We start from the raw sequence: 26973 nt of genomic DNA, 5'->3' as shown, positions 1-26973 counted from the left end.
CGCGCGAGCGAGAGCAATTGCCGTTTCGCATTCCGGCGTGGCGGCGCCAAGGGCCTGCGGCACATTTTGCTGTATATACTAGTGATGTTGATGACGACCCCGCGGCCATGTCCGATGCCGCGATGCTCAGTACCAGACCAGCACGCAAAGCGGTGCTGGATCGGGTGCAGTAGCAATCAACCTCAGGTCAGGGGATTAAGCGGTTTTCTTTTTCGGCTGATTTGCTTGCACGACTTCGCGCATTTCGTCGCGGGTCATTGGCTTGCCGAAATAGAACCCCTGCACCGAAGAACAATTTTCCATGCGCAGGAACTGTAGTTCGTCCTCGACTTCGACACCTTCGGCCAGGACGGGAATGTTCAATGCCGCGCCGAGCAGCAGGGTCGAGCGTACGATTGCAGCCCGCTGTGCGTCGATGTGCACATTCTGAACGAAGCTCTGATCAATCTTGATCTTGTCGAAGGGGAATGTTTGCAGCATCGCGAGCGAGGAATAGCCGGTGCCAAAGTCATCCATGGCAATGCGCAGACCCATGGTCTTGAGCTGCTGCATGACCTTCAGCGTATGGACCTGATCATCGATGATACTGGCCTCTGTGATTTCCAGTTCGAGCCGTTCGGCCGGCAGGCCGGTTTCCAGCAGGATGTCCGAGACATGTTCGGCAAAGGACGGTTGCATCAACTGTTGCGGGGCGACATTGACGGCGATGTTGAAATCCCCCGGCCAACTGCTGGCTTCCTGACAGGCCGTGCGCAGAACCCAGAGGCCGATCTCACGGATCAACCCTGTCTCTTCAGCAATCGGGATGAAGGTGTCCGGAGAAACGCGGCCTTTTGTGGGGTGATTCCAGCGCAGCAGGACCTCAAAGCCAACGGGTGCAAGGGAACTGAGGTCGTTCTGTAGCTGATACGCCAGTTCAAACTGATCGCCAGCGATACAGGCCTGCCGAAGATCGCTGACCAGTTCCAGACGCGCGCGGTTGTGTTTCTCCATCTGTGCGTTGAACAGGTAGATATGCCGGTCGGCATCCGCCTTGGCGCGATACATGGCCACGTCCGATTTGTGTAGCAGGTCGCGGATATCCCGACCGTCCTCAAGGCTGGTGGCAACGCCGATCGCGACGCCGATGATGGCGGATGTATTGTCGAAATCCACGGGTTCCACGGTGAGCGCATGCAGGCGTTCGGCAAAGGCCAGTACCTGATCGACCCGGCGGAAACCCTGTTTCAGAGCAACAAATTCATCACCTCCAACGCGAGCGATAAATTCATCTTTCTCCAGCACGGAATTGAGTCGGTTTGCCACCGTCGTCAGAACGGAGTCGCCGGCAGAATGACCGTATAGGTCATTGATCTCTTTGAAAAGGTTGAGGTCCAGGGTCAGCACGGCCACGCGCTCTGTCTCGTCGCGTTCCAGCAATTCGGTTAGGCTTGCCATTTTGCGCGTCAGGGCCATCCGGTTGGGCAGGCCGGTCAGCGGATCATGCAACGCGGCATGTTGCAGCTGATTGCGCGCCTCGCTCTCCATGTTGGTTTCAATGCTCAGCGCCGCAAAACCGATCATCAGGATGATTGCCATCGTTCCAAGTACGAACAGGCCGAGTGTCGCGTCAGAAATTACTTCTGGTGGGACAGAGTAGAGTGGGCTGAGTTGCACTGTGATGGCTGACATTCCGGTGAAGTGCATGGTGCAGATTGTCAGTGTCATCAGAACAACTGCGACAATCCAGTGCCGCCCGGTCACATAGCGTGTCAGATATTCGTAGGTCGCCACCCCCAGCACAGCGCCGAGCAAAATCGATGAAATCAACGGGGTGGTTTGCCAGACGATTTCTCCAGGCAGCAAATACCCACTCATTCCGAGATAGTGCATGGTAGAAACGCTCAGACCGAACATCGCGCCGCTGGCCGCAACCCGATAGTTGGTCGAGTGGGCAAATGCGTAGACGCCGTTTGTCATGAGCATCCCCACGACCGCTGCAGCAAGTGACACGCCAGTCAGCAGAGGATCATACCCATGAGCATAGCCGGGGTCGAAGGCGAGCATGGCGATGAAATGTGTCGTCCAGACGGTGCCGCCGCTGATCAGGCTGGTGAGGGCAAGCTGGACAAGTTTGCGCGTGCCAGCCGTCCGGCCGAGGCGCTGGGTCATCAGTACCGACAGACAGGAACCGATGACGCAGACAAGCGCAGCCACGGCCACAAGGCCCAGGCTGTGTTCTTGCGTAATGCACTGAACGACGCTGTACATCTCAATCTCCGGTACTGGCAGATACACTCTTTATTCTGTGCACCATCATCGTAAAGAAACAGCTACCATGCCCTGATCGTTGCAGTCTTGATGCTTCAAATTCGTTACAATCGACTTCTGTTTCTGACAGCGGGCGGGAGTATACGCACATACGAAAAACGCCGCCCAAGCTGGCGGCGTTTTGTTAGACTGGAGATATGGCAGGCCGTTACGCTTGCTTGCCCACAGCATCCTTATGGACGAATTTGCAGTCGCAATAGGGGCATTCGACGAAGCCTTCGGCCTCGGGAATTTGCAGGTAGACCCGTGGATGTCCTAGCGCACCTTCGCTGCCGTCGCAGGCGACGCGGTAGCTGTCCACGATCTTGGTTTCCGGCGCTTCGATGGTCATCTCTGGCGGTCCTCTTGGTTATCAGTTAGTGGCTTTTATGAGCCAAGGGAAAACCGGGGGCAAGGGCCGCAATGACTGAGGACGCAATCCGTATCGAAGGTTTGCAGAAAACCTACAAGGGCCGCAGGGGGCAACCTGCCAAAGATGCGCTGAAAGGTGTGGATCTGAGCATTCCGCGTGGATCGGTCTTTGGTCTTCTCGGCCCCAACGGTGCCGGTAAATCCACCATGATCAATATTCTGGCCGGGCTGGTACTGAAAACAGCGGGAAAGGTCACGATCTGGGGCTTCGATCAGGATGAAAACCCGCGCCAGTCCCGTGCCTCCATCGGGGTGATGCCGCAGGAGTTGAACCTGGATCCGTTTTTCAGCCCGCGTGGCGCGCTGGAGGTGCAGGCCGGATTGTACGGGGTGCCGAAAACCGAACGCCGCAGCGATGATATTCTGCGCATGGTTGGGTTGGAGGATAAGGCGCATGCCTACGCCCGGACCCTGTCGGGCGGGATGCAGCGGCGGTTGCTGTTGGGCAAGGCGCTGGTCCATCACCCCAATATCCTCGTACTGGATGAACCAACGGCAGGTGTGGATATCGAATTGCGCCAGATGTTGTGGGAGAATATCCGCAAGCTGAACGCGCAAGGCATGACCATTATTCTGACCACACATTACCTCGAAGAGGCCGAGGAAATGTGTGATGAAATTGCCATCATCAATCAGGGTGAGCTGGTGGCGCGTGACACTACTGCAAATCTGCTGGGACGGCTGGATGCAAAGGCCATGGTTGTTCATCCGGCGCATCCTGTGACGGCATTGCCAGTGGGCGATGGGATCGCATCGGAGTTGCGCGGTGATGGCGCGGTGATCCTGCGCTACCACGGCAATCGGACCCGCGCAGAAGAGGTTTTGTCGGCGGTACGTGAGGCCGGGATTTCGATCCGGGACGTCAAGACCGAGGAAGCCGATCTGGAAGATGTGTTTTTGGCGCTGACAAAATCGCGGAGCTGATGGCGCGGTGGCGTGTCAGAACTTCGCCCTTATTAGAGCCTGAATATCCTCTCGGAGGCCGTTATTGTGTTTCGACGCAATGACGGCGGAAGGCACGTTTCAGCATATCGAGTTCGGCGCGCAACAGTTCTACCTCGACTCGCAGATCATCGCCGGTCAGCTCACCGCAGATGAGAGTGAAATCACCGATTTTTGTATCGGCCGTCAGATCATAGATCACAAAACTCTGGACACCATCGGCAATCGCTTCGGTTGGGATTGGAATGGTAAGGGACCACTCGTCAGCGGTTTCACTTTCTTCGAGGGTGACATCTGGCACCGGGCGGTCCAAGTGGCGCACCTCGATCACGGGCATGGAGCCTGACGCTCCGGGGCCTGCGATCCGTCCCTCCCACAGGCCGTCGCGAAAACGAATTTTGGTCAATGTCAGCTGGCTCATATCGGGCCTTTCGAATGCGGGTTAGAGACTGGCGCGACGGCTGCGGGACAGGGTGAGATCGCGCAGGGTCACCTGGTTCATTTCCGGGGCTTCAAAAATCAGTTCCAGCCACAGCCGCTCGACGCGTTTTTCGTTCAGCTCAGCATAGGCGAGGTCATATTCGACGTGGGTCCGCTTGTCGCCCATGGGCATTTCACGCACCAATTGTTCGGTGTTCGGACCATGCTTGATGTTGAGCCGGGCAAAGATTTCTATCGGGTTTTCGGTTTCCACCGTGCAATCCACCCGCAGCAGATGATCACGGCTTAGCCCGTTGGTCACCTCTTGCGGCAGCTCGATAACCAGCGACAGGAAGGAACCGTCAAAGCGAAACACGTCCAGACGGACGCCATAGGGGGCGAGGTCTTCCTCACGATTGTTGCGCAGCTGGCGTAGGGTGATTTCTGAGACGGCACAGTCGTGAAAGAGCTGAACCTCATCGCCGAGCCGGGTCTTGCTGGGAATCGCGGAGGCACCGGGAACGGGCAATGGGCCGCGCCAGAGTTCCGGGCGCCAACCCCAGTCGGTCCCATGGGGGCGCGGAAAGGCGTTGGACCCGATTTGCGGCAGCGCCAGTCGGCTTTCGGCGACATGAACCAGTCGATCCAGATGCAAACGCAGTGTTCTGGCGCGATTGCGCTGTTCCCTCAGGCGGCTGAGCGGCGCCTTGGGAGCCTGTTGTGCAAGCCGTCGCCATCGTTTCAGCACGCGTTTGAATAGCAGTTTTTCAATCGTCCTGCCCATAGGCTCAATATCCTGTCCTGCGCACTGTCATTGTCGGCGCGATGCGGAATGTGGCGACGTGCGCATTGTTTTTCTGACCCTAGCCAAAGCGATCGGCGCTGACAAACCTCCGGGCCGGTAATCTTGCCGGTCGATGGTATTGGTGGGTGCGTCGACCTGTTTGCAGCCGGGGCATCGGTCGCTATTGCGCGGCGGCATCGGTGCTGGGGGGCAGATCTGCGGTCACGGAGGCTTCAAGCGTTTTCGCGGTCAGCTCATTTAGCAGTCGCGCGCCGCGCCCGCCGAGGTTGCGGCTGCCGCCGGGGGCATAGAGCGCAACCGCCACCAGTTGATCGTTCAGCACGAAGGCGCCGCGCCAATGGATCGGACTGGCGCCTCGGGCGCGGTGATCCGGCATGTTCAGTTTGACCAATGGCAGCATCATATCGCTCCGTTCCGTCAGCAGTCGCGCGCCGGGCGCGTTTTTCAGCAGATCCGCGCTCGTCAGTGCCTCATCCGCCGGTCCGGCGGGGCCAACAGCGACCGTAATCAAGGCGCGGTTGCGGTTCGAGGGGCCGGGGCGCAGGCTGGAGCAGGGGACCACGATGGCAAAGCCACCTTCGGCCCTGTGGCCGGTCATGCGGGGATCAATGCAAAATCCGGTTGGCGGAACCAGATGAATGGTGTCGCTGGCAAAGCTCATGCGGGTGATATCGCCGGGTTGCGGGCCAGATGTATCTGTGATCCGCGACGGGCTGGTTCCCGCAGTGCATCCCGCCAGCGCGAGAGGGGCCACCATCATTAGGGCCAGCCGGGGCAGACCACATTGCCTGATCGTTGACGATATCCGCTGTGCGCCACCGCAAAACCACTGTGCAAAGGCGGTAGAAAAGCCACACCAGTATCTGCCCGCCAGGATAGTGCTGCACCCGTATTGCGCTTGTTGCGCAGCCTGCTCTCCATCCTGAATAGGTACGTTGTTTCCGTTGCTTACGATGGTCACAGTGGTCTCTGCCGGTCGTTGTCTTGCTCAACCTTGGCATAGTCCGAGGAGCGTGTTGGAGCAAGCACATCACACAAAAGTCGACCGGGTGTTGCCTTGTAATGTCAGGGGGCAATGATTACGGTCTGACCGCTGCACAGCCAGCAGGCGATTTCTTGCTGAGATCTTCCGACACGCAAAAGGAGCAGGGGATGCAATCCACCCTGTTTTCATTCATCTGGACCTATTCGCGGCGCCAGCAGATAGGTCTGTTGGCGTTGACCATGGTCACGTTCCCCTTCCTCTATGCGGCGTTGGAATTGCCCAAGCGGATTATCAACGACGCCATCGGCGCGCCGATGGATCAGGTTGAGGTTCTGGGGCAGCAGATCGGGCAGGTCGACTATCTGCTGCTGCTTTGTGTAGGGTTTTTAGCGGCTGTTCTGATTAGTGGCCTTCTGAAGATGCGCCTCAATACCATGAAGGGCATTGTCGCCGAACGTCTTCTGCGGCGCCTGCGGTACACGCTGATCAACCGGATGATGCGCTTTCCGGCGCCATACTTCCGGACCACCAGTCAGGGTGAGCTGGTCTCTATGATCACCTCGGAATCTGAACCGATGGGCGGCCTGATGGGCGACGCCGTGGCGCAGCCGGTGTTTCAGGCCGGGCAGATGCTGACGATTGTCGCGTTTCTCTTCATGCAAAGCGTGTGGTTCGGGCTGGCCTCGGTGGCGCTGATCCCGCTGCAGGCCTGGCTGATCCCGATGCTGCAACGTCAGATCAACCTGCTGAACAAGGATCGTATCCAAGAGGTGCGGGCTTTCTCCGCGGAGATTGGGGAGACCGCAGCGGGGATCGGTGATCTGCGGATCAATGGTGGCCGCCGGTATCGGTTGGCACAGATTTCGGCACGTTTGGGACGGTTGTTCGATATTCGGCGGCGGATCTACACCAAAAAGTATTTCATGAAGTTCCTCAACAACATGATCGGGCATCTGACGCCCTTTGTGTTTTACTCAGCCGGGGGAGTGTTGGCGATCCGTGGCGATATCACGGTGGGCGCATTGGTGGCCGCTCTGGCCGCTTACAAGGATTTGTCAGCCCCGTGGCGGGAGCTGCTGACCTACTACAATCAGGTGCAGGACATGAGCTTGCGCTGGTCGATCATGACCGATCGTTTCGCGCCCAAGGGCATGATCCCAGAGGAACTGATCGAGGGCACACCAACTGATATCCCGCATCTGCGCGGCGCCATCGAACTGCGCAATGTGTCGGTGAAAGATGCCGACGGAAATATGGTGCTGGAGGATCTGTCTCTGACCATCCCGGCGGGGGGGCGTGTTGCAATCCAGAGCAGCAGCGAGGCGGAACGCGCGGCTTTTGCAGCACTGCTGACGCGGGAGGTCGTGCCATTTCGCGGGTCGGTGACGATTGCAGGGTATCGGTTGGACCAACTGCATCAGGGGCTGATTGCGGCGCGCGTCGGCTATGCCTATTCGCGGCCCTATCTGTTCAATGGCTCACTTGGCGACAATGTGCTGATGTCACTGCGCGATCATCCCCATATGCCTGCAGGCAGCGAGACCCGTGGCAAGAGCCGTGTGATGACCGAAGCCTGCCGCGCCGGCAACAGCCCGGATCCACTGGCTGCGGACTGGATCAACCCGGCGCTGGCGGGGCTTGGATCCGAAAACGAGCTGCGTGACTGGTGGTTTCAGCTGGTCGAGGCGATGGGTATCGACGAGCAGCTGTTTCGGCGCACCCTGCACACCCGGTTTCAGATTGGTCCGCATCTCGGCCTTGTGCAGCAGATCATTGCCTTGCGCCCTCTTGTTGCGGAGCGGCTGGCGCATGCGGGTCTGGCCGATGTGGTGCATCGTTTTGATCCAGAGGTGTTCAATCCGGCGGTTCCGCTGGGCGGCAATATCCTTTTTGCGGCGCCCACCCGCCCTCTCGCGCCCGACGAGTTGATCGCGGAAGACGGACCGATCATCAGTGCTTTGCGGGATCATGGCCTGCAGCAAGACGTGATAACCTTCGGGCTTGGGGTGATGGAAACCTTGCGGCAGACCTTTGGTCGGGAGGACACAAACCATCCGTTGTTCAAACGGCTTGGGCTGGACGAGGCGCTGTATCAGCGTATCGCTGAGGTTGCTGACCGACAGGCCACGCTGGGGGTGACCGGGCTGCGCGAGGATGAACGGGTGCTGCTGGCCTCAGTGCCGTTTCTGATCTCTGAGGAGCAAATCGGTACGGCATTTCCGGAGCGGTTCAAGCAGCGCATCCTGGATATGCGGCGTGATGTGGCACCGGCTCTGCAGGCGCAATTGGGCGATCTCTTCGTCTCGATTACACCTGACGCATACCTGCCACGGCTAACCGTGTTGGAAAACGTGCTCTACGGACGTCTGTCGCTCAGTGCGGGTGCCAAGGCCAAACAGGTCGAGGATCTGGTCGCGGAAGTGTTGGAAGAACACGGGCTGCGCAAGCGTCTGGCGCTGATCCTTTATGATTTGCCCGCCGGTCTGGGCGGGACTGCATTGGAACCTGTGTTTCAGGAGCGCGCGGCCTTTACCCGGGCGGCGATCAAGCGGCCCGATATCCTGATTCTGGACCGCGCCTTGGCCAGCCATGACAGCGCCAGCAGGCTAAAATCCCGCGAGCGGCTGTCCAAGCTGATGCCAAATGCCACGATGCTGTTTCTGGAAGACCAGTTCAACCACCCGGAACGTTATGATATTTTTGTGAAAATCCAGAATGGCCGAATTGATGGCGTTGAGGGCAATCTGACCGACCCAATGGAGAGTGCCGCGCGAAACGACCTGGGCAAACGGCTGGAACTGATCCAGAGCACAGAGCTGTTCTCGAAACTGGATGCACGAAATCAGCGTCTGCTGGCCTTCTCTGCACGCTGGCATGACGTGGCCAAGGGCGATTATGTCTTCCAATATGGAGAAGCCGGTGACGCGGTATTCCTCTGCCTGTCCGGCAAGGCGGATTTGTTCTGGCCGGACCGCGCTCCGGAGACCGCGCCGATATCACAGATTGAACCGGGGCGGCTGATCGGGGATCTGGCCGTGATCCTGCACGAGACGCGACAGCTGGATCTGATCGCGGTTGAGGATTGCCGTTTCCTCAGGATTGGTGCCGAAGAGTACCGCGCCGTGATCGAGGCTGATGCCGGTGTTGCTGTGCAGTTGCTTGAGACAGTGTCGCGGCACTTGGTACAGGTGGCAGGGGTCGCACGGGCAGCGGATCAGAATGTCGCCGACGGTGACACACCAGCGGTCTCAGCCGCCGCTATCGTTGCGGAGGAGCGTCCCGGCAATGTCCACTAAGCCCGCGACAACAGCTTATGCGGCCCATGCGTTGCTGGTCGATCCGGCGCGGTCTGCGCCGCAACTCTGGCGTCTGTTGCTGGGTTTGCTTCTCATTGGCGTGCTCAGCTATGCTTTGACGAATGTCACCGTTCAGATGCTGATCGCAGCCTTTCCGGGCGCTTGGGTCCGCGATCTGCCCGCTGGTGGATCGCCGGTCGCGATGTTGGTTCTTCTGGGCAGCTTTCTCTGTGTGACAGCTGCTGTCGCCTGTGTACTGCCGCTGCTGCACCGGCGCAGTTTGAGCAGCGTGATTGGCCCCATGCCGTTGGCGCTGCAACAGTTTGGTCGCACCGGTCTGCGTCTTGCCGTCCTGATGGTCGGGCTGGCGCTGCTCTGGCTAATCCTGCCGGGTGGTCTGGACGGTGGCGTGATATCGGATCTGGTGCCGAATCTCGCGCTGCACCAGTGGCTTCGCCTGCTGCCGCTGGCGTTGATTGCGATCTTCATACAGATCAGTGCGGAGGAGATCCTGTTTCGCGGCTACCTTCAGCAGACACTTGCCGCGCGGGGGTTACACCCGCTGATCTGGCTTTTGGTGCCATCTGCGATTTTTGCGGTTGGTCACTATGCGCCGGGGGATGCCGGTTCAAATGCACCTCTCATTGCGCTTTGGGCTGGTGGATTTGGTCTGATGATGGCGGACCTCACCGCGCGTGCGGGCACGCTGGGTCCGGCAATGGCCGTGCATTTCGTCAATAACATCATTGCGATCCTGCTGTTTGGCTCCCCGACCAGCTTGTCTGGGCTGGCCCTCTTTCTGGTGCCCTTTGAACTGTCTGATCCTGTCGTATTGCGGCAGATGCTGTGGCTCGACTTCGCAGTTGTGGGGCTTTGCTGGCTGGTTGCGCGGCTTGCCATCCGGCGCTGATTGCATTTAGACGCGCGGGGCCTTATTTGAAGGTCCAAACCGCCCCTACAAAGGCACGACTTATGAACTGGATCACCAACTACGTCCGGCCGCGGATCAATTCGATCTTCTCGCGCCGCGAAGTTCCCGAGAACCTTTGGCGCAAATGCGATGAATGCGGCACCATGCTGTTTCACCGCGAGCTGAGCGACAATCTGAATGTCTGCAACAATTGCGGCCATCACATGCACATCACCCCCCGCGACCGTTTTCTGGCGCTGTTTGATGGTGGCATCTTCACCGAGGTTGCCGTGCCTGAGCCACTGGCGGATCCGCTGAAGTTCCGGGATCAGAAACGCTATCCCGACCGGATGAAAGCAGCGCAGAAGACGACCTCCGAGAAAGAGGCGATGCTGGTGGCCGCCGGTGAAATTGGTCGGACCCCGATCGTAGCCGCTGCGCAGGACTTCTCCTTTATGGCGGGATCCATGGGCATGTATGTTGGCAACGCGATCATTGCCGCTGCCGAAGAGGCCGTGAAACTGAAGCGACCTCTGGTGCTGTTTTCCGCCGCTGGTGGCGCGCGTATGCAGGAGGGCATCCTGTCGCTGATGCAGATGCCCCGGACCACGGTTGCTGTGCAGATGCTGAAAGAAGCAGGTCTGCCTTACATTGTGGTGCTGACCCATCCGACCACCGGTGGTGTGACCGCCTCTTATGCGATGCTTGGGGATGTGCATATCTCTGAGCCCAATGCATTGATCTGTTTTGCCGGTCCACGCGTGATCGAACAGACCATTCGCGAAAAACTGCCCGAAGGGTTCCAGCGCGCCGAATACCTGCTGGATCACGGCATGTTGGATCGCGTGACACCGCGCACCGAAATGCGGGAAGAGTTGATCAAGATCACCCGGATGCTCCTGGGTCTGCCACCGCAGATTGTTGGCGACTTGCCTGCACCAGATAAGAGTGAGCAGGCCGCGAATGATGCCAACGGTGCCGCAGACGCACCGACGTCAGGGAGCTGATCCTGCTAGAATTTTGATATCACGGCCCGCTCGTCCTGCGCGCGGGCCGTTTGCATATTGCCCTCGAAAAGTCGCCTACATCAGTGAGCCGCACAATGACCCAGACCTCCGACGCGATCCTTGCCCGCATGATGGCGCTGCACCCCAAGATCATTGATCTGACGCTGGACCGCGTTTGGCGGTTGCTGGCGGCCCTGGACAATCCACAGGACAAGCTGCCGCCGGTGATTCACCTGGCCGGCACCAACGGCAAGGGCTCGACCCAGGCGATGATCCGGGCAGGGCTTGAGGGCGGCGGCAAGAGCGTTCACGCCTATACCTCGCCGCATCTGGCGCGGTTCCACGAACGCATCCGGCTGGCGGGGGAACTGATTTCGGAGCAGCATCTGAGTGAGGTGCTGGATGAGTGCTATGCCAAGAATGGCGGCGAAAATATCACCTATTTCGAAATCACAACGGTGGCGGGTCTCCTGGCGTTTTCGCGCATGCCTGCGGATTACACTCTGCTGGAGGTCGGCCTTGGTGGGCGTCTGGATGCGACCAACGTCATCACGCCGGAGGTGTCGGTGATTACCCCTATTTCCATCGATCACGAACAGTTCTTGGGCAATACGCTGGCCAAGATCGCTGCGGAGAAGGCGGGCATCATCAAACGCGGCATACCGGTTGTGGTTGGCCCGCAGCCTGATGAGGCGATGGAGGTGATTGAGGCCACCGCGGCTCGCCTCGGTGCGCCGTTGATCGCTTATGGTCAGCACTGGCACGTCTGGGAGGAACGCGGACGGCTGGTGTTTCAGGATGAGGCCGGCCTCTTGGATCTCCCGCTGCCTGCCTTGCTGGGCGCGCATCAGATCCAGAACGCGGGTGCCGCTCTGGCTGTTCTGCGCCATATGGGCGCTGATGAGGCGGCTTGCGCGGCAGCAATGACCAACGCCGAATGGCCGGCCCGGATGCAAAAGCTGAAAACCGGCCCATTGGTGGATGTGGCCCCTGAGGCTGAGCTATGGCTGGATGGTGGTCATAACGCGGCGGCAGGCCTTGCGCTGGCGAAGGTGCTCGCGGGGTTGCCCGCAAGGCCCACGCATCTCATTTGCGGGATGTTGAACACCAAGGACGTGAGCGGCTACATGGCCCCGCTGGCGCCACATGTTGAAAGCCTCACGGCGATTTCAATCCCGGACGAGGTGAATACGCTCAGCGCTGAAGAGACCGAAGCCGCCGCCAAGTCCGTGGGCATTGCAGCAGGAACGGCAGAGAGCACAATCGCGGGGCTGCAGGCAATCATCGCCAAGGATCCGCACGCACGGGTGCTGATCTGCGGCTCGCTCTATCTGGCCGGTCATATTCTGCGCGACAATGGGTGACACTGAAATCCAGGATGCCTGCTGCGTACCCCGCCTGTCACCTTTCCCAAAATACTCCGGGGGTGAGAAAGCCTTGCTTTCGAGGGGGCAGCGCCCCCGGAAACGCATCCAGTTCCCATAGGTTGGTTCAGGTCTGCTGACCCCAGTCCTTGTCCTGCATCTCCCGCAGACGTGAGGCGGTGCGTTCGAATTCAAACGTGCCTTCCCCTTCGACATAGAGCATTTCCGGCTCTGCCGCAGCGGAACAAATCAGGCGCACCCCTGCCTCATACAGCGCATCAATCAGCGTCACGAACCGCTTGGCCTCGTTGAAGTTGTTGCGCGACAGGCGGGGTATGTCCTCAAGAACCAGAACTTTGACAACCTCCGCAATGGCCAGATAGTCGCCCGGCCCCAACATCTTACCGCACAGATCATAAAACCCGGCCCGGGCGACACCGTTGCGAAAGGCAGGTAGAGTAACCTCGCGCCCCTTGACCTCCAGCGTCAGGGGAAGGGCGGGGCCGCCGGAGAGATCCTCCCAGATCTCCCGAATCTTGGCGTTTGCCTCGGCATTTACCGGTGAGAAATAGACCTGCGCCCCAGTCAGACGATCCTGGCGATAATCGACCGGGCTGACCATCTCATGGACCTGCATCTGCTGCTTTATGAGATCAATGAACGGCAGGAACAGCTGCCGGTTCAGCCCGTTCTTGTAGAGGTCGTCCGGTATCCGGTTTGATGTCGTGATCACCGTGACACCTGCGGTAAACAAGGCCTCAAACAACCGCCCAACAATCATCGCATCGGTGATATCGGTGATCTGCATTTCGTCAAACGCCAAGAGCCGGACCGATCCGGCCACCTCAGCCGCCACCGGTGCGAGGGCATCCTCGATACCTTGCTGGCGTGCCTCGTGCATCTTGCCGTGCATTTCCTGCATGAAGGCATGGAAATGCACGCGGCGCGACGGGATACCGTCGAGACTGTCAACAAACAGATCCATCAGCATCGATTTGCCACGCCCGACACCGCCCCAAAGATACAGTCCTTTCACCGTCTCATAGGTGGCTTTGCGAAACAGGCCCCGCTTAACAGGGGGGGCTTTCAGACCTTCGGCTATGCGATCAAAATGGGGGAGCACGGCTTCCTGTGCAGGATCAGGCTTCAACAGGCCTGCGTCGATTTTCTGCTGATAGAGCGCGGTCAGATGGGTCATGCCGCAAGGGATAGCGCGGAGGGCTGCGGATGGGAAGAGATGTCCCGACAGGTCTCTACGCGCCTGCCTGGCAGGTGATGCGATGGATGCGGTGACCGATGCGGGATGCGGAGCGTTTCATACATCAATTATTCTTACCTATTCTCGCAAAAATCCTGATTTGACCGAATTTGGTTTTTCCGTACCGTCGTCTGACCGGACATATCCCGGCAAGGAGCCCGACCATGACCCGACCTGCCCCGCTGTTCACTCCCGTTCTGATTGTTGGCTGTGTCGTCATCATGGTCAGCTTTGCTGTGCGGGCGTCCTTTGGTGTGTTTCAGATCCCCATTGCTGAGGAGTTCGGCTGGCTGCGGTCGGAATTCTCGTTGGCTATTGCCATTCAGAATCTGGCCTGGGGCATCGGACAGCCTATTTTTGGCGCGATTGCCGAGAAAATCGGTGACCGAAAGGCGATCATTATAGGTGCGCTGATCTATGCGGCTGGCCTGGTGTTCAGCGCCTGGGCCACCACGCCATTTGAGATGCAGGCCTATGAATGGCTGGTGGGGTTCGGCATTGCGGGCACAGGGTTTGGCGTTGTGCTGGCCGTGGTTGGCCGTGCGAGCTCGGATGAGAACCGGTCGATGTCGCTAGCAATTGTGACGGCGGCGGGGTCTGCCGGTCAGATCTTTGGCGCGCCAACCGCGGAGTGGCTGCTGACATTCCTGAGCTGGCAGAGCGTTTTTCTGGTGTTCGCGGGCGTGGTTCTGGCGCTGATTGCAACATTGCCGTTGATGCGGGCGCCCGAAGCCGCCTCGAAGGCTGAGCTGGAAGAAAGCATGGGGGCAATCCTGAAAAAGGCGTTTAAGGACCCCTCTTACACGCTGATTTTTCTCGGCTTCTTCAGCTGCGGGTATCAGCTGGCTTTTGTTACGGCGCATTTCCCGGCCTTTGTGACCGAGATGTGCGGGCCGATCCTGCCGGGTGGCGCGCTGTATTCCATCGGGATCACCTCTACCTCAGCGCTTGGGGCCGTGGCGATCTCGTTGATTGGGGCTGCCAATGTGGGCGGCACGTTGTTGGCTGGCTGGCTTGGCAACCGCTACTCCAAAAAATACCTGCTGGCGGCGATTTATACCGGTCGCACGATTGCGGCGGCAGCCTTCATCCTCGTGCCGATCACGCCGGTCACTGTCATCGTGTTTTCCATCGTCATGGGGTCTCTGTGGCTGGCCACGGTGCCGCTGACCTCCGGTCTGGTCGCACATCTCTATGGGCTGCGCTACATGGGCACGCTCTATGGTATTGTGTTCTTCAGCCACCAGCTGGGCAGCTTCCTTGGTGTGTGGCTGGGCGGACGGATGTATGACATCTATGGTGACTACACATTGGTCTGGTGGATCGGCGTCGGGATCGGAGCCTTCAGCGCCATTGTCCATCTGCCGATCCGCGAGCATCCACGCACCGTGCTGGCCGCCGCCCGATGATGGCGCGACGGGGGGACTATGTCCCCCCCTGCCAGCAATCCAGAATGTGACGGCTGGTCATCAGGTCCATATGAGCGCCGCCGCCGTTTTTGAACAATGTGATCCGCGTAGGATCGAAGCGGGGGAAGGCCGTCAGATTGTAGAAATCTGCCCGCACATCATCGCGGCTGATCACCCCCTCTGAAAGAGGGATCTTGAATTCACCGATGTGATCTACAGTGGTCTCAAAGCTGTCGCAGTAGATGTCCGCGCGTTGCAACGCCTCATTATCTGTTTCGCGCATATCAGGGCGGTAGGCGCCGATCAGGTTGAGGTGCTGGCCAGGTCGCAACCAAGCGCCCTTGATGACAGGGGTGGAGGACATTGTGCAGGTCAGGATAATATCAGCCGCCTGCACGGCAGCTTCCAGATCGGCTGCAACTTTGGCGTTTGGATACTGTTCGGCCAGTGCTTCGGCCTTCTCAGCGGTCCGGTTCCAGATGCGGATCTGTGCCTTGGGGTAGGCGGTGCCAAAGGCTTCGATCAGCGATGCGCCAACGGTTCCGGCCCCGACAATCAGAACCTCTCGGCTGTCAGGGTTGGCCAGCCGCAGAGCGCCAAGAAGACTGTCCCCTGCGGTTTTCCATTTGGTCACCAGATGGAAATCAACCAAAGCCTCCAGCATGCCGGACTGATCAGCATATAGACAGACAGCGCCGTTGACCATTGGGTGACCCTGATCCGGGTTGCCGGGAAAAATTGTGGCACTTTTTACGGCAAGGCCCAGACCATCGATCCAGGCAGCACGGTTTAACAGCGTATCGTTGTCCCGGTAGAGGAAACTGTCGGCGACCTCGGCCCTCGGCAACTGGTGACCCGCGGCAAGCGCGTCGCAGAATGAGAGCCAGTCAAGATTGGCTTCCCCCTGATCAAAGGGGATCTGCAGGATGGCGTTCATTGGGCCCCCTCCGCTGTCAGCAAGCCCTCGGAGACCAGACGATCGGCCCAGCCCTGAGGGTGGGTAAAGAGGTGCGTCTGCCAGCCACGTTCGGCGGCGGCTTCAATATTTTCAGGTCGGTCGTCGGTGAAGAGCAGCCGCTCTGCTGCCACGCCTGTGTCTTGCTCCAGATGGGCGTAAATCTCCCCTTCCGGTTTGAGGGTTTGCAGATGACCAGACACAAAGGCCTGATCGAATTCGTTGAAGAACGGATAGGTGGTTTTGGCAAGATCAAACGTGCCGACACCAAAATTGGTCAGTGCAAACACTGGCACGCCGCTATCTCTCAGCGCGCGCATCAGGCGGACGGAGTGCGGGATTTCAGGGCTGGCCATCTGGAGCCAGCTGTCGTGCCAGTGGCGAATTTCTTCGGCCCATTCGGGGTGTTGATCGGCTAGCGCGTAAACAGCGCCTTTAAAGTCGTCACCTCGGTCAATGCCAAGATTCATACCATGCAGATCGACTTCGCGAAACAGTGCCTCGCGTCGGGCCTTGCCGATCTTGGCATCGTAAAAGCGCTCGGGCTCCCATTCGATCAGCACACGGCCGATATCAAAAACGACGGCTTGGATGGTCATCTTCAGGCTCTCCTATCCAGTCGAGCGCGGTCGCGGGCGTGGTGCGGGGCGACTGCGGCGGGTTTCGCGCCAGACTGAAACAAGCCCGGCGCCAATGATCAAGGTGGATCCGATCCAGACTGGCGCGTCAGGCCATTCGTCGAACACCAGAATCCCCCAGATTACGGCCATCGGCATGGCGATATATTCAAATGGGGCGACCAGACCGGCTTCGCATTGGCGATAGGCCTGGCTGACGAGGTAGCCGCCGATGGAACCGGCCAGCCCGACGGTGAGGAACAGGATCCAGTCCTGTGGCTCTGGCCAGATCCAGGCGCGCAGAATGAACTGTAGTCCGGCGTTGTCAGAGCTGGCAAAACGTCCGTCGCCGGTTGTCAGCCCCACAAGGGTGCTCACCAGTAAAAAGCCCAGCGTGGGATAGAAGGAAAGCGTTGCCGCCTTGTCCGCACCGCCCGCACGTCGGCTCAGAACATGCAGCGTGGCGTAGCCGCAGGCCCCCAGAAAAGGTAGGATCGCAGCCGGTTGAAAGGTGCCCGGGCCGGGGCGCATGATGATCAGGATACCGGTAAAGCCAATCGCAACCGCCATCCAGCGCCAGGGGCCGACCCGTTCCTTCAGGAAGAGGACCGACAGGCTGGTCACCACCAGTGGCGTGGCAAAGGCGATGGCTACCGCCTCGGCCATGGGCATGATCGCAAGACCGGTGAAGAAACAGAGATTGGCAAACAGCACCGCAAGGCTGCGCAGCAGATGTAGGCGAGGTTGGCGCGTTCGCAGAATACCGTAACCGCCTTCGAGCGGGATAATCAGCGCCAGCAATACAACCATGGCCACCACGGAACGCAGCATCACCACCTGATAGAGCGGGTAGTCTCCGGACAGGAATTTGAAAATCACATCAATGATGGAGAAGCAGACGGCGGCCCCGACTGCCGCAATGACGCCAAGAATGGGGAGGCTGGCCTGTTGCTGCGTCACGTCTGCCCCCTGTGGTCGTCTCTACTGCGATCAGTGGCGCAAAGAGCGGTCAAGGGCAAGGGCCGCGCAACCGGCGTCGGTCAGTTGGCAGCTGCAGCGCGGATTTCCCGCTCTAACGCGTCCAAAAAGCGAGACCGGTCCGCCTTGGTAAAGCCCTTGCCGCTGCCGCCCGCACCCAATGGATTGGCGGCGCGCAGGTCTGCCATCAGATCGCGCATCGCCAGTTGCTGGCCGATGTTGGCTTGCGTGAACCGCTCCCCATTGTGCCGCAGCACTCGGGCGCCAGCCTCTATACATTTGGCGGCCAGCGGGATGTCTCCGGTAACCACCACATCGCCTGTACCGCAACGATCCGCGATCCACATGTCCGCCACATCGGCGCCTTCAGATACGATCACGGTCTCTACCAGCGGGTTTTGCGAGGGGCGCAACCCGCCATTGGAGACCACGTACATGGTTACCTTGTGGCGGGTTGCCACGCGCTCTGCCTCGGCTTTGACCGGGCAGGCATCCGCGTCGATGTAGAGCGCCATTACTCCGCAGCCTTAGTCGGCTTCGCCTTGGCTGCCGATTTGCCCTTGGCGGCGGGCTTGGAGTTCTCCGCGTCTGATTTCTTCACCTTGAACTCATCAGGGATGGGCATCCGGTTGAAGGCATCAAGGCCGGCGATCTTATAAGCCTCTGCCAGGGTCGGGTAGTTGAAGGTGTTCTGAACGAAGTAATCCACGGTGCCTTTCAGGTTCAGCACCGCCTGCGCAATGTGGATCAGCTCCGTTGCGCCTTCGCCGACAATCTGGACGCCCAGAACCCGGCGGGTTTTGAGGGAGAACAACATTTTCAGCATACCATGTTCCAACCCCATGATATGCCCGCGCGAGGTTTCGCGGAACCGGGCGATACCGATCTCATAGGGGATGCCGCGTTCCTGCAGTTCCTCTTCGGACATGCCGCAGGTTGACATTTCGGGCACCGAGTAGATTCCGTATGGGAACCACGGGCTTTCCGGCAGGGTGGGGGTTTCCAGCGCGTGACAGGCCGCAACCCGCCCCTGTTGCAGCGAGGTCGAGGCCAGCGAGGGGTGACCGATCACATCGCCGGTGGCATAGATATGCGGCACCGGGGTCTGATAGGATTTGCGATCCACGCTGAGGCGGCCGCGGTGATCCGTCTCCAGCCCGACGGCCTCAAGATTAAGCGCCTCGGTATTGCCCATGCGACCAGCGGCAAACAGCAGCATGTCGCCACGCACATGACGTCCGTTTTCGAGACTTACCTCAATATGGCTGCCTTCGTCCTCGATCTTGGTGATGGCCGAGCCAAGCCGTAGATCGACACCATTCTCGCGGATCTGATGGGTAAAGTCCTGAATCAGTGTGCTGTCGATGAAGTCAAGGAAGGTGTCGCGTGGCTCGATCAAGGTCACACGCACATCAAGGGCGGAGAACATGGTGGCATATTCGACGCCAATCACGCCCGCACCAACGACAACCAGTGAGCGGGGGATTTCCTCCATCTCAAGGAATTCATCGCCATCGACCACGGTTTTTCCGTTGAAGGGCACGTATTCCGGACGATAGGTGCGTGTGCCGGTCGCGATCAGGAATTTCTCGCCTGTCACGCGAGTGGTATCACCTGCTTCGGTTGCGACTTCGACCTCGTTCGGGCCGACAAAACGGGCAAGGCCGGGCAGAACCTCAACATGGTTGCGATTGAACTGGTGTTCCAGCACGTCGACCTCATGGTCGAGCGTCATATGCAGGCGAGCCTTCAGATCCTCTGCCTGAATCTGGTCCTTCACTCGGTAGGCGCGCCCGTAGAAACTGCGCTCGCGCCAGCCGGAGAGGTTCAGTACCGTTTCGCGTAGGGTTTTCGACGGCACGGTGCCAGTGTGGACCGAGACACCACCCAGCCGATCCTTGCGATCGATGACCAGTACACGTCGGTGCAGTTTCCCAGCCTGAATGGCTGCGGTCCGGCCTGATGGGCCGGAGCCGATAATGATGAGATCGTAGTTGAAATCTGTCATGTATCAACCCCGGTAGAGCGCTTCGGCATGGAAGGACACATGGTCCTCCATGAAGGTGGAGACAAAGAAATAGCTGTGGTCATATCCCGGCTGCATCCGCAGGACGGCCTGCTGACGGCGGGCCGCCGCAGCCTGGGCCAGAGCCTCCGGTTTCAACAGGTCGAGGAATTGATCGGATGTGCCGGTGTCGATCAGGATCGGTCCGTCAAAGCCGCTATCCTGCATCATCAGGGTGGCATCGTGACGGGCCCACGCCGCCTCGTCCGCGCCGAGGTATGCGGTCAGCTGTTTGCGACCCCAGTCGCTGGCGGAGGGGTTACAGATCGGTGCGAAGGCTGACACCGACCGGAACCGACCCGGCAGGTTCATCGCCATCGTCAGCGCCCCATGACCGCCCATTGAGTGACCGGTGATCGACTGACGGTCCATGTCCAGCGCAAACCGCTCGCCAAGCAGGGTGGGCAGGTCTTCGGTGATATAGTCCCACATCTGGAAATGCGGCGCCCAGGGGGCCTGCGTGGCATTCACATAGAAACCGGCGCCTTGGCCCAGATCGTAGGCCTCATCATCGGCGACCCCTTCACCACGGGGGGAAGTGTCGGGGAAAACCATGGCGATGCCTTGTTCGGCGCACCAGGCTTGGGCTCCGGCCTTGGTCATCGCGTTTTCATGGGTGCAGGTCAGCCCGGAGAGATACCACAGCAGCGGTACTGGGCCGTCGGCGACCTCCTCCGGCAGGAACAGCCCAAAGGTCATGTCGCAGTTGGTGCTGCTGCTGGCATGACGATAGACGCCTTGCACGCCTCCGAAGGCGGCATTTTCCGAGACGGTTTCCATGGGGCGACTCCTTTGTTTCTGTGTTGGTCTATCGCTACCTTTGGTGGGGCATAGCGTCCAGTGACTGCGCGTCCCCGGCCCCTGTTTTTGCGACATATGATTGCAAAAACCTGAAGACTGCGGTCTCTGATGGTCCCAAGTGCTGCCCCGATCCGCCTATCAGGGCGCTTGGCCTGTGTTAGGGCAGGGTCATCTCCGAAACCCAGGCGATCACCATTGGCAGCGTCAGGATGGAGAGGGTCGTGGAGAGCAGTATTGCGGCGGAGGCACGATGCGGCGCAACGCCATAGTGCTGGGCCAGCATGTAGACATTGCCGGCAACCGGCAGAGCTGCGGCGGCAATTGCGACCGCGGCGGCATAGGGGTCGACCGGGATCAGCAGCAGGAGACAGAGCGCGACAGCAGCCGGGTGCAACACCAGTTTGGCAAAACTGAGCCAGCTGGCGATCTGTACCCGCTCAGCAGATTTGGAGGCCAGAGAAGCCCCAATGGCAAAGAGCGCCCCCGGTGTTGCGGCATCGCCGAGCAATGACAGAAACGCATTGGCAGGAGTCGGAATCGGCAGGGCCAGCGCTGACCATATCAACCCCGCGCAAATTGACAGGATCATCGGGTTCTGCAGCAGCCCTCGCCCAACCAGCCGAAGCGTATCGCCGCCGAACCCGCTGCCGCGCCCGACGTTGATCAGAACCACAATTAGGGAGGAGAACACCACCAGATCAACGCTCAGGATCAGCATCATTGGTCCTACTGAGGCAGGACCAAACAGCAGAACCATCATCGGCAAACCAAGAAAGCCGACATTGCCGATCGCCGCGCATTGCGCCTCAACTGCGGCAGTCTGCATATCGAGACGCCGCAGGAGTGCGACCGCCGTGGTCAGGATATAGACCGCCATCGTGCCCAGCAGGTAACCTAAGATCAGTCGGGGGTCGAAGATTTCGGAGAAGGACAAATTGGCGGCAAACCGAAAAATCATTGCCGACAGTGGAAAGTAGAAGACAAATTTGGTCAGGCTCGCAGTCGCCTGCTCGGAGAAGAAACGGCTGCGCCCGGCCCAATACCCAAGGCCAATAATTGCGAAAAACGGAAGTGTTCTCAGAAATATGTCGAGCATTGCGCCAATTGGTAACCTGAATTGACCAACGCGGGAAGAGGGTTCTGTCTCGGCTTGGCGTGAGTGTTTGGCCCGGGATCGGGCCCTGCATTTGTCTTCCCACGCAATGCCATGCCCGTCGGGCACTGCGGCGCTGATGCGTCTGGTGCAGAGGGGCGTTGGTCGCTGAGGTGATGTCTGTGTCGCAACGTTCTAAGGACGAGTTTATTTCCCTTGAGCGCGCAGAACGCTAACTCACAGGCTACCAAGGTGTTACAGATGGGTGTGAGGCACTGCTTGACCTCATTTGCGAATGTGTAGATTGGATCCCAGATCTGCGATATATTCGGTCGCGCCCGACGCCACAGCAGAGAGTATGGATGAACCAGCCAGCCGCCATTCCCCGTAAGGGCCGCAAATACGATCAGGTGCTTCAGGGCGCACGGGATGTATTCATGGCTCACGGGTTCGAAGGCGCCAGCGTTGACGATATCGCCCGCAAAGCCGGTGTCTCCAAGGCGACGCTGTACAGCTACTTTCCAGACAAGCGGCTACTGTTTATGGAGGTTGCCCGCCACGGCTGTGCCCGTCAGGCGGATACCGCGGTGACCATTGCGTCTGGTTGCTGCGATCCCGAGACGGCGCTGCGCGAGGCGGGTCATCATATCCTCTCGGTGATCCTGTCGGAGTTCGGTGTGAAAATGTTTCGCATCTGCGTTGCCGAGGCGGACAGGTTTCCCGATCTGGGGCGTCGATTTTACGAAAGCGGCCCTGCGACCATTCGGGCTCAGCTGCGAGAGTATCTGGCGGAGGCGACGTCGCGCGGGGAATTGCGGATCGACGATCTGGATCTGGCCGCGGATCAGTTCGCCGAGCTGTGCCGCGCGGATATGTTCTTGCGCTTGCTGTTCAATATCGAAGCTGAGATCGAACCGCAGGAGCGGGAGCGGGTTGTCGATGCGGCGATCACCACATTCCTCGCCCGTTATGGCGCGCTTGCAGCGAGTGACGAAACGGCCCGCTGATTACCCCTAGTGGGTGGTGAATTCCCTCGGTGTATCTCGATAGATTTGGTGACAATTGTGACAGGCGGAGATCAGCCTTGGCAAACTGCGTCTTAGTCCTGAGGCAGAGCGGATGTTCAGGGCGTGCGCTGCTTTTTCAGCAGCATCGGCATGGCGTTTGAAATCAGCCCAATTCGTCCAGATGCCACCACGCGCGTGGGACGAGAGATCGGTCACGTCGCGGCGAAAATGGCGCGGAATACGGCGTGTTGACCGGATCAGGGCACGTCGCGCTGCACGGGCGCTGGATCGATCAAACGCGATATAGTCCCGCGTCATTGCAGTGAGATCCTGAAGCGCCTTTTTCTGGCTGCTCATCAGGGCGATGCGCTGGGCGACATCTTTGTTCGGTGGTGGGCTTTCTGCCTCAACCCTGCCCGCGAGCAATAGGAATACAGCCATCAGCAACAGGCCGCTCATGATCGCGAACATAGGTATCAGAAGCTGGCAGTTGTTACGACTCCCTGCAACGGCCCGTGCCGGTTGGGTGTTTTCCCTTGTCAGGTGGGGTGTCATCGCCTGCTGCTTCCCTGGTCAGATGTGCTGCAATGCGGACAGGTTAGGCGGATCGGGTTAGATCGCGGTTAACGTGCAAACAGACTGCCAACGCGGATGGTTCGACAGTGAGCGAAACGTTTGTACTGGGCCTGATCGCAGACGCCGGGTTAGTCTATGTTCATGAGTACGCCACGATTTGATATCCTGGGCCAGGCATTGGCCGATGCCAGCCGCACCCGTATGTTGTGCGAATTGCTGGATGGGCGGTCGTACACCAACAAGGAATTGGCCTCAGCCGCAGGTGTGACCCCGCCCACCGCCACCGCACATTTGCAGATGTTGCAGTCCGCAGGTCTGGTGGTCTCCGAAAAGCGCGGGCGCTGTGTGTTTCACCGGTTGGCCAGTGCGGAGGTGGCACATACCCTCGAACAGCTGGCGGCGATTGCGCCGTCGGATCATCTGCATCGTGCACAGCAGCGAAAGGCGGGTCAGTTGGCACCGCTCCGTAGCTGCTATGACCATTTTGCGGGTCCGCTGGCTGTGGCGATGACTGCGCGTTTCATTGAGCTGGGCCTTCTGGTTGAGCGCAACGGCGGGTTTGAGGTGATCCCCGCGGCAGAATGGGACAGGCTTGGTGTGGTGCTGCCTGGCCGACCGGGAAGGCAGCCATTTGCCCGCCCTTGTATGGACTGGACGGAACGGCGCCTGCATATTTCCGGCCCCTTGGGGCGTCAGCTCCTGTCCCACGCGCTGGACGCGGGCTGGGTGAAGCGCCAGTCCGTCAAACGGGGCCTGTTGCTGACGACGCCGGGTCGGGCGGCATTTGAGCAGATCATTGGGCTGGATACGCGGTCTGTCGTGCCCGAACTTTCGCCGTCCTGAGTGCGGCGCAGCATGGTCGATCAGCAATAATGCTTGATTTACGGCCTGTTTGGCGCGACCCTGTTGATATGAGCTTTGACCAAGTGCAGCCCTTCTCATCGTTTTCTGACCCGCAGCAGGTTGCCTTTCACCGTACCGAACTTTCGGTGATCCTGTCGCTCTATGGTCGTATGGTTGCCGCCGGGGAATGGCGAGACTACGGCATTTCCACCCTGCGGGATCTGGCTGTATTTTCGGTGTTTCGCCGTACCGCTGAGCACCCGTTGTACCGGATCGAAAAGCGGCCCAAGCTGCGCAACCGGCAAGGACAATACGCGGTTGTTGGCATGGATGGTCAGATCCTGAAACGTGGACATGATCTGCGAATGGTGCTGCGTGTGCTTGAGCGTAAGCTGATCAGATCAGTGACCTGAAGAACTGACACTCGGCTGCATGGCGGCGAGCTGTGTCTCAGAGGGTGACGCGCCGATGGCCGGTGACCGGTCCATCTCCCTGTGACATGATCCGCTCTATGGCATCAGCAACAGGCTCCAATGCGACGGCCATATGATAGGCGTTTGCATGGATCATGGTTTCGGGGTCCTGTATCAGCGCCACATGCCCCTTCCAGAACAGCAGGTCACCCGATTGCAGATCGGTGGGCACCGCTGTGTTGCCAAGCGGGATATTGTCGCCCAACTCAAGTTCCTGCTGGTCACTGTCACCGGGGCAGTCCACCCCGCAGGCCAGCATCGCCGCCTGAACCAGACCGGAACAGTCGATGCCCCAGCGGCTGTTGCCGCCCCATAGATAAGGAGTCCCCATGAAAAGCTGTGCAACGGCGACCGGATTTCTGTCGGTTTGTGAAATCGGCCGCAGATGATGCCGGGGAACGTAGCCTTGAGTTGTTTCGGCAAATTTTCCGTCGAAGCTGAACACACGCAGCCTGCTGCCATGGCTGAGGCTGCAGAGATCTGCGGATTTCATATCTGCCGCGCTGTAGGCATGGGTCGCCGGGGTGCAGACCTGATGCGTGACCGGCTCGGGGGACTGCTCAAGCGAGGAGGTCGGGACATAGCCGACATAGCGATCTGCAGCAGCCTGTATGAAGGCCCAACCGTCATGGTCATCATAGATGGTGACTTCAGCCCCCAGCAGCAGCTGCCGGTCTCTTGGTCCATCTGGGCGTCGCAGGAGATTTACCACGGGCCGACAAACCTGTGCAGATTGCCCCTCGGCGATGTGCCTGCCGTCGGCATCCAACGCCAGATGTGCGGCGATCACGCGGTCGTTTGCGGGCGTGCGGCGAGGATCCATCATCGTATGCCTCAGAGTTTCAGCATCTGAGGGAGCGCTTCGAAAACTGCGCGCGCACCCTGCAATGCGCCGCCTTTGGGACGCGCTGGGGCTGCGCTGGGGGTCCAACCATAGATATCGAAGTGCATATAGCGGTGTTCTCCGGCAAAACGGCGCAGGAACAGGGCTGCGGTGATTGAGCCGGCGAAGCCGCCGCTGGGCGCATTGTCCAGATCGGCGATCTGGGGTTCGATCATTGCCTCATAGGGCGCGTGGAAGGGCATGCGCCAGACCGGATCGGCGACCGCAGCTGCTGCCGCGCCGATGGCATCCGCATCGGCGTCAACATCGGTATAAAACGGCGCGAGATCCGGACCAACGGCGACGCGGGCCGCACCTGTCAGTGTTGCCATGGAAATCAATAGATCCGGCGTGTCCTCCGCAGCAAAGGCCAGCGCATCGGCCAGAACCAGCCGGCCTTCGGCATCGGTATTGTTGATTTCAACGGTCAACCCGTTGCGGGCGGTCAGCACGTCGCCGGGGCGAAACGCATTGGCAGAGACACTGTTCTCGACCGCCGGAATCAGCACACGCAACTCGACGGGCAGCTTCAGCGCCATGATCATATGAGCCAGTCCCAACACATTGGCCGCGCCGCCCATATCCTTTTTCATCAACCCCATGCTGCTGCCGGGTTTGAGGTTCAGTCCGCCGGTGTCAAAACAGACCCCTTTGCCGACAAGTGTCAGCTTGGGACCAGTGCTACCCCAGCGCATCTCCAGCAAGCGCGGGCGGCGATCAGAGGCGCGGCCGACGGTATGGATCATCGGAAAATTCTGCGTCAGAAGATCCTGATCTGCGATCACATCAAGGCTTGCGCCATGCTGGTCGGCAAGGGCCTGTGCCGCGTCCTGCAGTTCAGCCGGACCCATGTCTGCTGCGGGTGTGTTAATTAGATCCCGTGTCAGGAATTCCCCGGCAGCGAGGGCTTCGATCCGGGCACCATCAATTTCCTCGGGCGCGATCAGATGTGTCTCGGTGTCTCGCCCTTTTTTGTAGCGATCAAATTGGTACTGGGCGAGCAGCCAACCCAGACACTCTGCTGAGCGGTTCTGTTGTGCGATGCCTTCGACGAGATGATATGTGCCCTTGGGCAGCTTGGACACTGCACCGGCAAGGATAAATCTGCGCCGCGCGCGGTCTTTCTCCGTACCATATCCAACCAATGCTTGCCTTGGCTGACCATCCTTGTCGGGGAGGGTGAGGATCTGCCCGACGGCTCCGTTAAACCCGTTGGCGCGCGCCCAGGTCGCAGTCTCAGCCGGTGCCTTGGCCAGCCAGCCCTCGCAGCTGTCCTGATCCAGCACGTGCAAAGCGATGCTTGCAGTGTCCGGTTTGGCAAAGGCAGGATGCTTGGCAGAGGGCATAACAGGATACTCCGGCTCGGGGGCGATTTGATCGTCACAGTATCCGTCACAGCGCTGTCTGCAAGCCCTGCAATTGCCGGGCGACCCGCCGTTTCCAGCGGGTGCCATTCGCGTATTGTTGTGGCTGCAACGCCAATGAGGGCCCCGAAAAGAGCCCGGACGCATCACACACGTCACAACAAAACCAGTAGGCGGTACGCAGTCTACCTTGGTTCTGAC

25 protein-coding genes are annotated in these 26973 nt (G+C 59.5%); 9 read left to right on the top strand and 16 right to left on the bottom strand.

The features are described from left to right. Nucleotides 1-195: 195 nt before the first annotated feature. Nucleotides 196-2250: an EAL domain-containing protein gene (locus tag J4721_RS15950; RefSeq protein ID WP_014873244.1), complete on the bottom strand. Its 2055-nt coding sequence runs from the start codon at nt 2248-2250 to the stop codon at nt 196-198. 208 nt (nt 2251-2458) lie between these two features. Next, nucleotides 2459-2641: a zinc-finger domain-containing protein gene (locus J4721_RS15945; RefSeq protein ID WP_014873245.1), complete on the bottom strand. Its 183-nt coding sequence runs from the start codon at nt 2639-2641 to the stop codon at nt 2459-2461. 71 nt (nt 2642-2712) lie between these two features. Here J4721_RS15945 and J4721_RS15940 point away from each other — a divergent pair, with 71 nt between their 5' ends. Continuing rightward, nucleotides 2713-3645 carry an ABC transporter ATP-binding protein gene (locus J4721_RS15940; RefSeq protein WP_102857743.1) on the top strand — a complete coding sequence of 311 codons (933 nt, stop codon included), beginning with the start codon at nt 2713-2715 and terminating at the stop codon, nt 3643-3645. A 61-nt stretch (nt 3646-3706) separates the two neighbouring features. On the opposite strand, the gene J4721_RS15935 is transcribed toward J4721_RS15940, so the two are convergent. From J4721_RS15935 to J4721_RS15925, 3 genes are all read right to left on the bottom strand, one after another. Next, entirely contained in the window at nt 3707-4084 is a 378-nt protein-coding gene (locus tag J4721_RS15935; RefSeq protein WP_211003113.1) for a hypothetical protein, read from the bottom strand. Nucleotides 4085-4105: 21 nt separating this feature from the next. After that, nucleotides 4106-4867: a DUF6478 family protein gene (locus J4721_RS15930; RefSeq protein ID WP_014873248.1), complete on the bottom strand. Its 762-nt coding sequence runs from the start codon at nt 4865-4867 to the stop codon at nt 4106-4108. Nucleotides 4868-5048: 181 nt separating this feature from the next. Then, complete coding sequence (locus tag J4721_RS15925) at nt 5049-5645, bottom strand: hypothetical protein (RefSeq protein ID WP_247656166.1); 597 nt, start codon at nt 5643-5645, stop codon at nt 5049-5051. Nucleotides 5646-6040: 395 nt separating this feature from the next. On the opposite strand from J4721_RS15925, the gene J4721_RS15920 reads away from it, so the two are divergent. From J4721_RS15920 to J4721_RS15905, 4 genes are all read left to right on the top strand, one after another. Next, nucleotides 6041-9169 carry an ABC transporter transmembrane domain-containing protein gene (locus J4721_RS15920; RefSeq protein ID WP_247656165.1) on the top strand — a complete coding sequence of 1043 codons (3129 nt, stop codon included), beginning with the start codon at nt 6041-6043 and terminating at the stop codon, nt 9167-9169. Continuing rightward, nucleotides 9159-10079, top strand: a complete 921-nt coding sequence (locus tag J4721_RS15915; RefSeq protein ID WP_102875040.1) for a CPBP family intramembrane glutamic endopeptidase — start codon at nt 9159-9161, stop codon at nt 10077-10079. Before J4721_RS15920 ends, J4721_RS15915 begins: the two co-directional genes overlap by 11 nt. A 62-nt stretch (nt 10080-10141) precedes the next feature. Next, nucleotides 10142-11086: an acetyl-CoA carboxylase, carboxyltransferase subunit beta gene (gene accD / locus J4721_RS15910; RefSeq protein WP_061048342.1), complete on the top strand. Its 945-nt coding sequence runs from the start codon at nt 10142-10144 to the stop codon at nt 11084-11086. 95 nt (nt 11087-11181) lie between these two features. Beyond that, on the top strand, nt 11182-12450 hold the full coding sequence (locus J4721_RS15905) for a folylpolyglutamate synthase/dihydrofolate synthase family protein (protein ID WP_014873253.1): 1269 nt from the start codon (nt 11182-11184) through the stop codon (nt 12448-12450). Nucleotides 12451-12577: 127 nt separating this feature from the next. Here the strand turns inward: J4721_RS15905 and zapE are convergent, their stop codons facing one another. Beyond that, nucleotides 12578-13648: a cell division protein ZapE gene (gene zapE / locus J4721_RS15900; RefSeq protein ID WP_102875038.1), complete on the bottom strand. Its 1071-nt coding sequence runs from the start codon at nt 13646-13648 to the stop codon at nt 12578-12580. A gap of 224 nt (nt 13649-13872) precedes the next feature. Between zapE and J4721_RS15895 the strand changes: the two genes are divergently transcribed. Beyond that, the gene (locus tag J4721_RS15895) at nt 13873-15117 is read left to right on the top strand and encodes an MFS transporter (RefSeq protein WP_061048345.1); all 1245 of its coding nucleotides are present in this window, start codon (nt 13873-13875) and stop codon (nt 15115-15117) included. Nucleotides 15118-15133: 16 nt separating this feature from the next. Here J4721_RS15895 and J4721_RS15890 read toward each other — a convergent pair whose 3' ends face one another. From J4721_RS15890 to J4721_RS15860, 7 genes are all read right to left on the bottom strand, one after another. Further along, nucleotides 15134-16054 (bottom strand): ornithine cyclodeaminase family protein, encoded by a 921-nt coding sequence (locus J4721_RS15890; RefSeq protein WP_014881269.1) that lies wholly within the window; start codon nt 16052-16054, stop codon nt 15134-15136. Further along, nucleotides 16051-16671, bottom strand: a complete 621-nt coding sequence (locus J4721_RS15885) for an HAD family phosphatase (RefSeq protein WP_102869315.1) — start codon at nt 16669-16671, stop codon at nt 16051-16053. Before J4721_RS15885 ends, J4721_RS15890 begins: the two co-directional genes overlap by 4 nt. 12 nt (nt 16672-16683) lie before the next feature. After that, complete coding sequence (locus J4721_RS15880; RefSeq protein ID WP_211003108.1) at nt 16684-17649, bottom strand: DMT family transporter; 966 nt, start codon at nt 17647-17649, stop codon at nt 16684-16686. An 80-nt stretch (nt 17650-17729) separates the two neighbouring features. Continuing rightward, nucleotides 17730-18182, bottom strand: coding sequence for a YaiI/YqxD family protein (locus tag J4721_RS15875; RefSeq protein ID WP_027248206.1), 453 nt, complete (start codon nt 18180-18182; stop codon nt 17730-17732). Further along, the gene (sthA, locus tag J4721_RS15870) at nt 18182-19675 is read right to left on the bottom strand and encodes a Si-specific NAD(P)(+) transhydrogenase (protein WP_014873260.1); all 1494 of its coding nucleotides are present in this window, start codon (nt 19673-19675) and stop codon (nt 18182-18184) included. The genes J4721_RS15875 and sthA overlap by 1 nt, the downstream gene beginning before the upstream one ends. A gap of 3 nt (nt 19676-19678) precedes the next feature. Next, nucleotides 19679-20512: an S-formylglutathione hydrolase gene (gene fghA, locus J4721_RS15865; RefSeq protein ID WP_076618518.1), complete on the bottom strand. Its 834-nt coding sequence runs from the start codon at nt 20510-20512 to the stop codon at nt 19679-19681. Between the two features lie 178 nt (nt 20513-20690). Continuing rightward, the gene (locus tag J4721_RS15860; protein WP_076618521.1) at nt 20691-21629 is read right to left on the bottom strand and encodes an AEC family transporter; all 939 of its coding nucleotides are present in this window, start codon (nt 21627-21629) and stop codon (nt 20691-20693) included. A gap of 359 nt (nt 21630-21988) precedes the next feature. Between J4721_RS15860 and J4721_RS15855 the strand changes: the two genes are divergently transcribed. After that, complete coding sequence (locus tag J4721_RS15855) at nt 21989-22633, top strand: TetR/AcrR family transcriptional regulator (protein ID WP_014873263.1); 645 nt, start codon at nt 21989-21991, stop codon at nt 22631-22633. A 6-nt stretch (nt 22634-22639) separates the two neighbouring features. Here the strand turns inward: J4721_RS15855 and J4721_RS15850 are convergent, their stop codons facing one another. Next, nucleotides 22640-23188 carry a cytochrome c gene (locus tag J4721_RS15850; RefSeq protein WP_211003106.1) on the bottom strand — a complete coding sequence of 183 codons (549 nt, stop codon included), beginning with the start codon at nt 23186-23188 and terminating at the stop codon, nt 22640-22642. Between the two features lie 156 nt (nt 23189-23344). On the opposite strand from J4721_RS15850, the gene J4721_RS15845 reads away from it, so the two are divergent. After that, on the top strand, nt 23345-24052 hold the full coding sequence (locus tag J4721_RS15845; RefSeq protein ID WP_211003104.1) for a helix-turn-helix transcriptional regulator: 708 nt from the start codon (nt 23345-23347) through the stop codon (nt 24050-24052). 68 nt (nt 24053-24120) lie between these two features. Beyond that, nucleotides 24121-24465: a DUF2794 domain-containing protein gene (locus J4721_RS15840; protein ID WP_173677666.1), complete on the top strand. Its 345-nt coding sequence runs from the start codon at nt 24121-24123 to the stop codon at nt 24463-24465. A 37-nt stretch (nt 24466-24502) separates the two neighbouring features. Here J4721_RS15840 and J4721_RS15835 read toward each other — a convergent pair whose 3' ends face one another. Both J4721_RS15835 and J4721_RS15830 read right to left on the bottom strand, forming a co-directional pair. Next, nucleotides 24503-25351: a C40 family peptidase gene (locus J4721_RS15835; RefSeq protein ID WP_076618524.1), complete on the bottom strand. Its 849-nt coding sequence runs from the start codon at nt 25349-25351 to the stop codon at nt 24503-24505. An 8-nt stretch (nt 25352-25359) separates the two neighbouring features. Then, nucleotides 25360-26754, bottom strand: coding sequence for a M17 family metallopeptidase (locus J4721_RS15830; protein WP_211003102.1), 1395 nt, complete (start codon nt 26752-26754; stop codon nt 25360-25362). Nucleotides 26755-26973 lie beyond the last annotated feature (219 nt).

Source organism: Phaeobacter sp. HS011 (genome assembly GCF_018101215.1).
Lineage (GTDB): Bacteria > Pseudomonadota > Alphaproteobacteria > Rhodobacterales > Rhodobacteraceae > Phaeobacter > Phaeobacter inhibens.
The sequence above is the reverse complement of the archived record's forward strand: the minus strand, read 5'-3'. Positions and strand labels throughout refer to the sequence as shown.

Coding starts and splice junctions, on each gene's coding strand:
- J4721_RS15860 (WP_076618521.1), bottom strand. CDS start 21,629: ATGCTCGACATATTTCTGAGAACACTTCCGTTTTTCGCAATTATTGGC.
- fghA (WP_076618518.1), bottom strand. CDS start 20,512: ATGGAAACCGTCTCGGAAAATGCCGCCTTCGGAGGCGTGCAAGGCGTC.
- J4721_RS15935 (WP_211003113.1), bottom strand. CDS start 4,084: ATGAGCCAGCTGACATTGACCAAAATTCGTTTTCGCGACGGCCTGTGG.
- J4721_RS15940 (WP_102857743.1), top strand. CDS start 2,713: ATGACTGAGGACGCAATCCGTATCGAAGGTTTGCAGAAAACCTACAAG.
- J4721_RS15915 (WP_102875040.1), top strand. CDS start 9,159: ATGTCCACTAAGCCCGCGACAACAGCTTATGCGGCCCATGCGTTGCTG.
- J4721_RS15920 (WP_247656165.1), top strand. CDS start 6,041: ATGCAATCCACCCTGTTTTCATTCATCTGGACCTATTCGCGGCGCCAG.
- J4721_RS15855 (WP_014873263.1), top strand. CDS start 21,989: ATGAACCAGCCAGCCGCCATTCCCCGTAAGGGCCGCAAATACGATCAG.
- sthA (WP_014873260.1), bottom strand. CDS start 19,675: ATGACAGATTTCAACTACGATCTCATCATTATCGGCTCCGGCCCATCA.
- J4721_RS15845 (WP_211003104.1), top strand. CDS start 23,345: ATGTTCATGAGTACGCCACGATTTGATATCCTGGGCCAGGCATTGGCC.
- accD (WP_061048342.1), top strand. CDS start 10,142: ATGAACTGGATCACCAACTACGTCCGGCCGCGGATCAATTCGATCTTC.
- J4721_RS15950 (WP_014873244.1), bottom strand. CDS start 2,250: ATGTACAGCGTCGTTCAGTGCATTACGCAAGAACACAGCCTGGGCCTT.
- J4721_RS15840 (WP_173677666.1), top strand. CDS start 24,121: ATGAGCTTTGACCAAGTGCAGCCCTTCTCATCGTTTTCTGACCCGCAG.
- J4721_RS15925 (WP_247656166.1), bottom strand. CDS start 5,645: ATGGTGGCCCCTCTCGCGCTGGCGGGATGCACTGCGGGAACCAGCCCG.
- J4721_RS15930 (WP_014873248.1), bottom strand. CDS start 4,867: ATGGGCAGGACGATTGAAAAACTGCTATTCAAACGCGTGCTGAAACGA.
- J4721_RS15830 (WP_211003102.1), bottom strand. CDS start 26,754: ATGCCCTCTGCCAAGCATCCTGCCTTTGCCAAACCGGACACTGCAAGC.
- J4721_RS15835 (WP_076618524.1), bottom strand. CDS start 25,351: ATGATGGATCCTCGCCGCACGCCCGCAAACGACCGCGTGATCGCCGCA.
- J4721_RS15850 (WP_211003106.1), bottom strand. CDS start 23,188: ATGACACCCCACCTGACAAGGGAAAACACCCAACCGGCACGGGCCGTT.
- J4721_RS15875 (WP_027248206.1), bottom strand. CDS start 18,182: ATGGCGCTCTACATCGACGCGGATGCCTGCCCGGTCAAAGCCGAGGCA.
- zapE (WP_102875038.1), bottom strand. CDS start 13,648: ATGACCCATCTGACCGCGCTCTATCAGCAGAAAATCGACGCAGGCCTG.
- J4721_RS15905 (WP_014873253.1), top strand. CDS start 11,182: ATGACCCAGACCTCCGACGCGATCCTTGCCCGCATGATGGCGCTGCAC.
- J4721_RS15890 (WP_014881269.1), bottom strand. CDS start 16,054: ATGAACGCCATCCTGCAGATCCCCTTTGATCAGGGGGAAGCCAATCTT.
- J4721_RS15945 (WP_014873245.1), bottom strand. CDS start 2,641: ATGACCATCGAAGCGCCGGAAACCAAGATCGTGGACAGCTACCGCGTC.
- J4721_RS15885 (WP_102869315.1), bottom strand. CDS start 16,671: ATGACCATCCAAGCCGTCGTTTTTGATATCGGCCGTGTGCTGATCGAA.
- J4721_RS15895 (WP_061048345.1), top strand. CDS start 13,873: ATGACCCGACCTGCCCCGCTGTTCACTCCCGTTCTGATTGTTGGCTGT.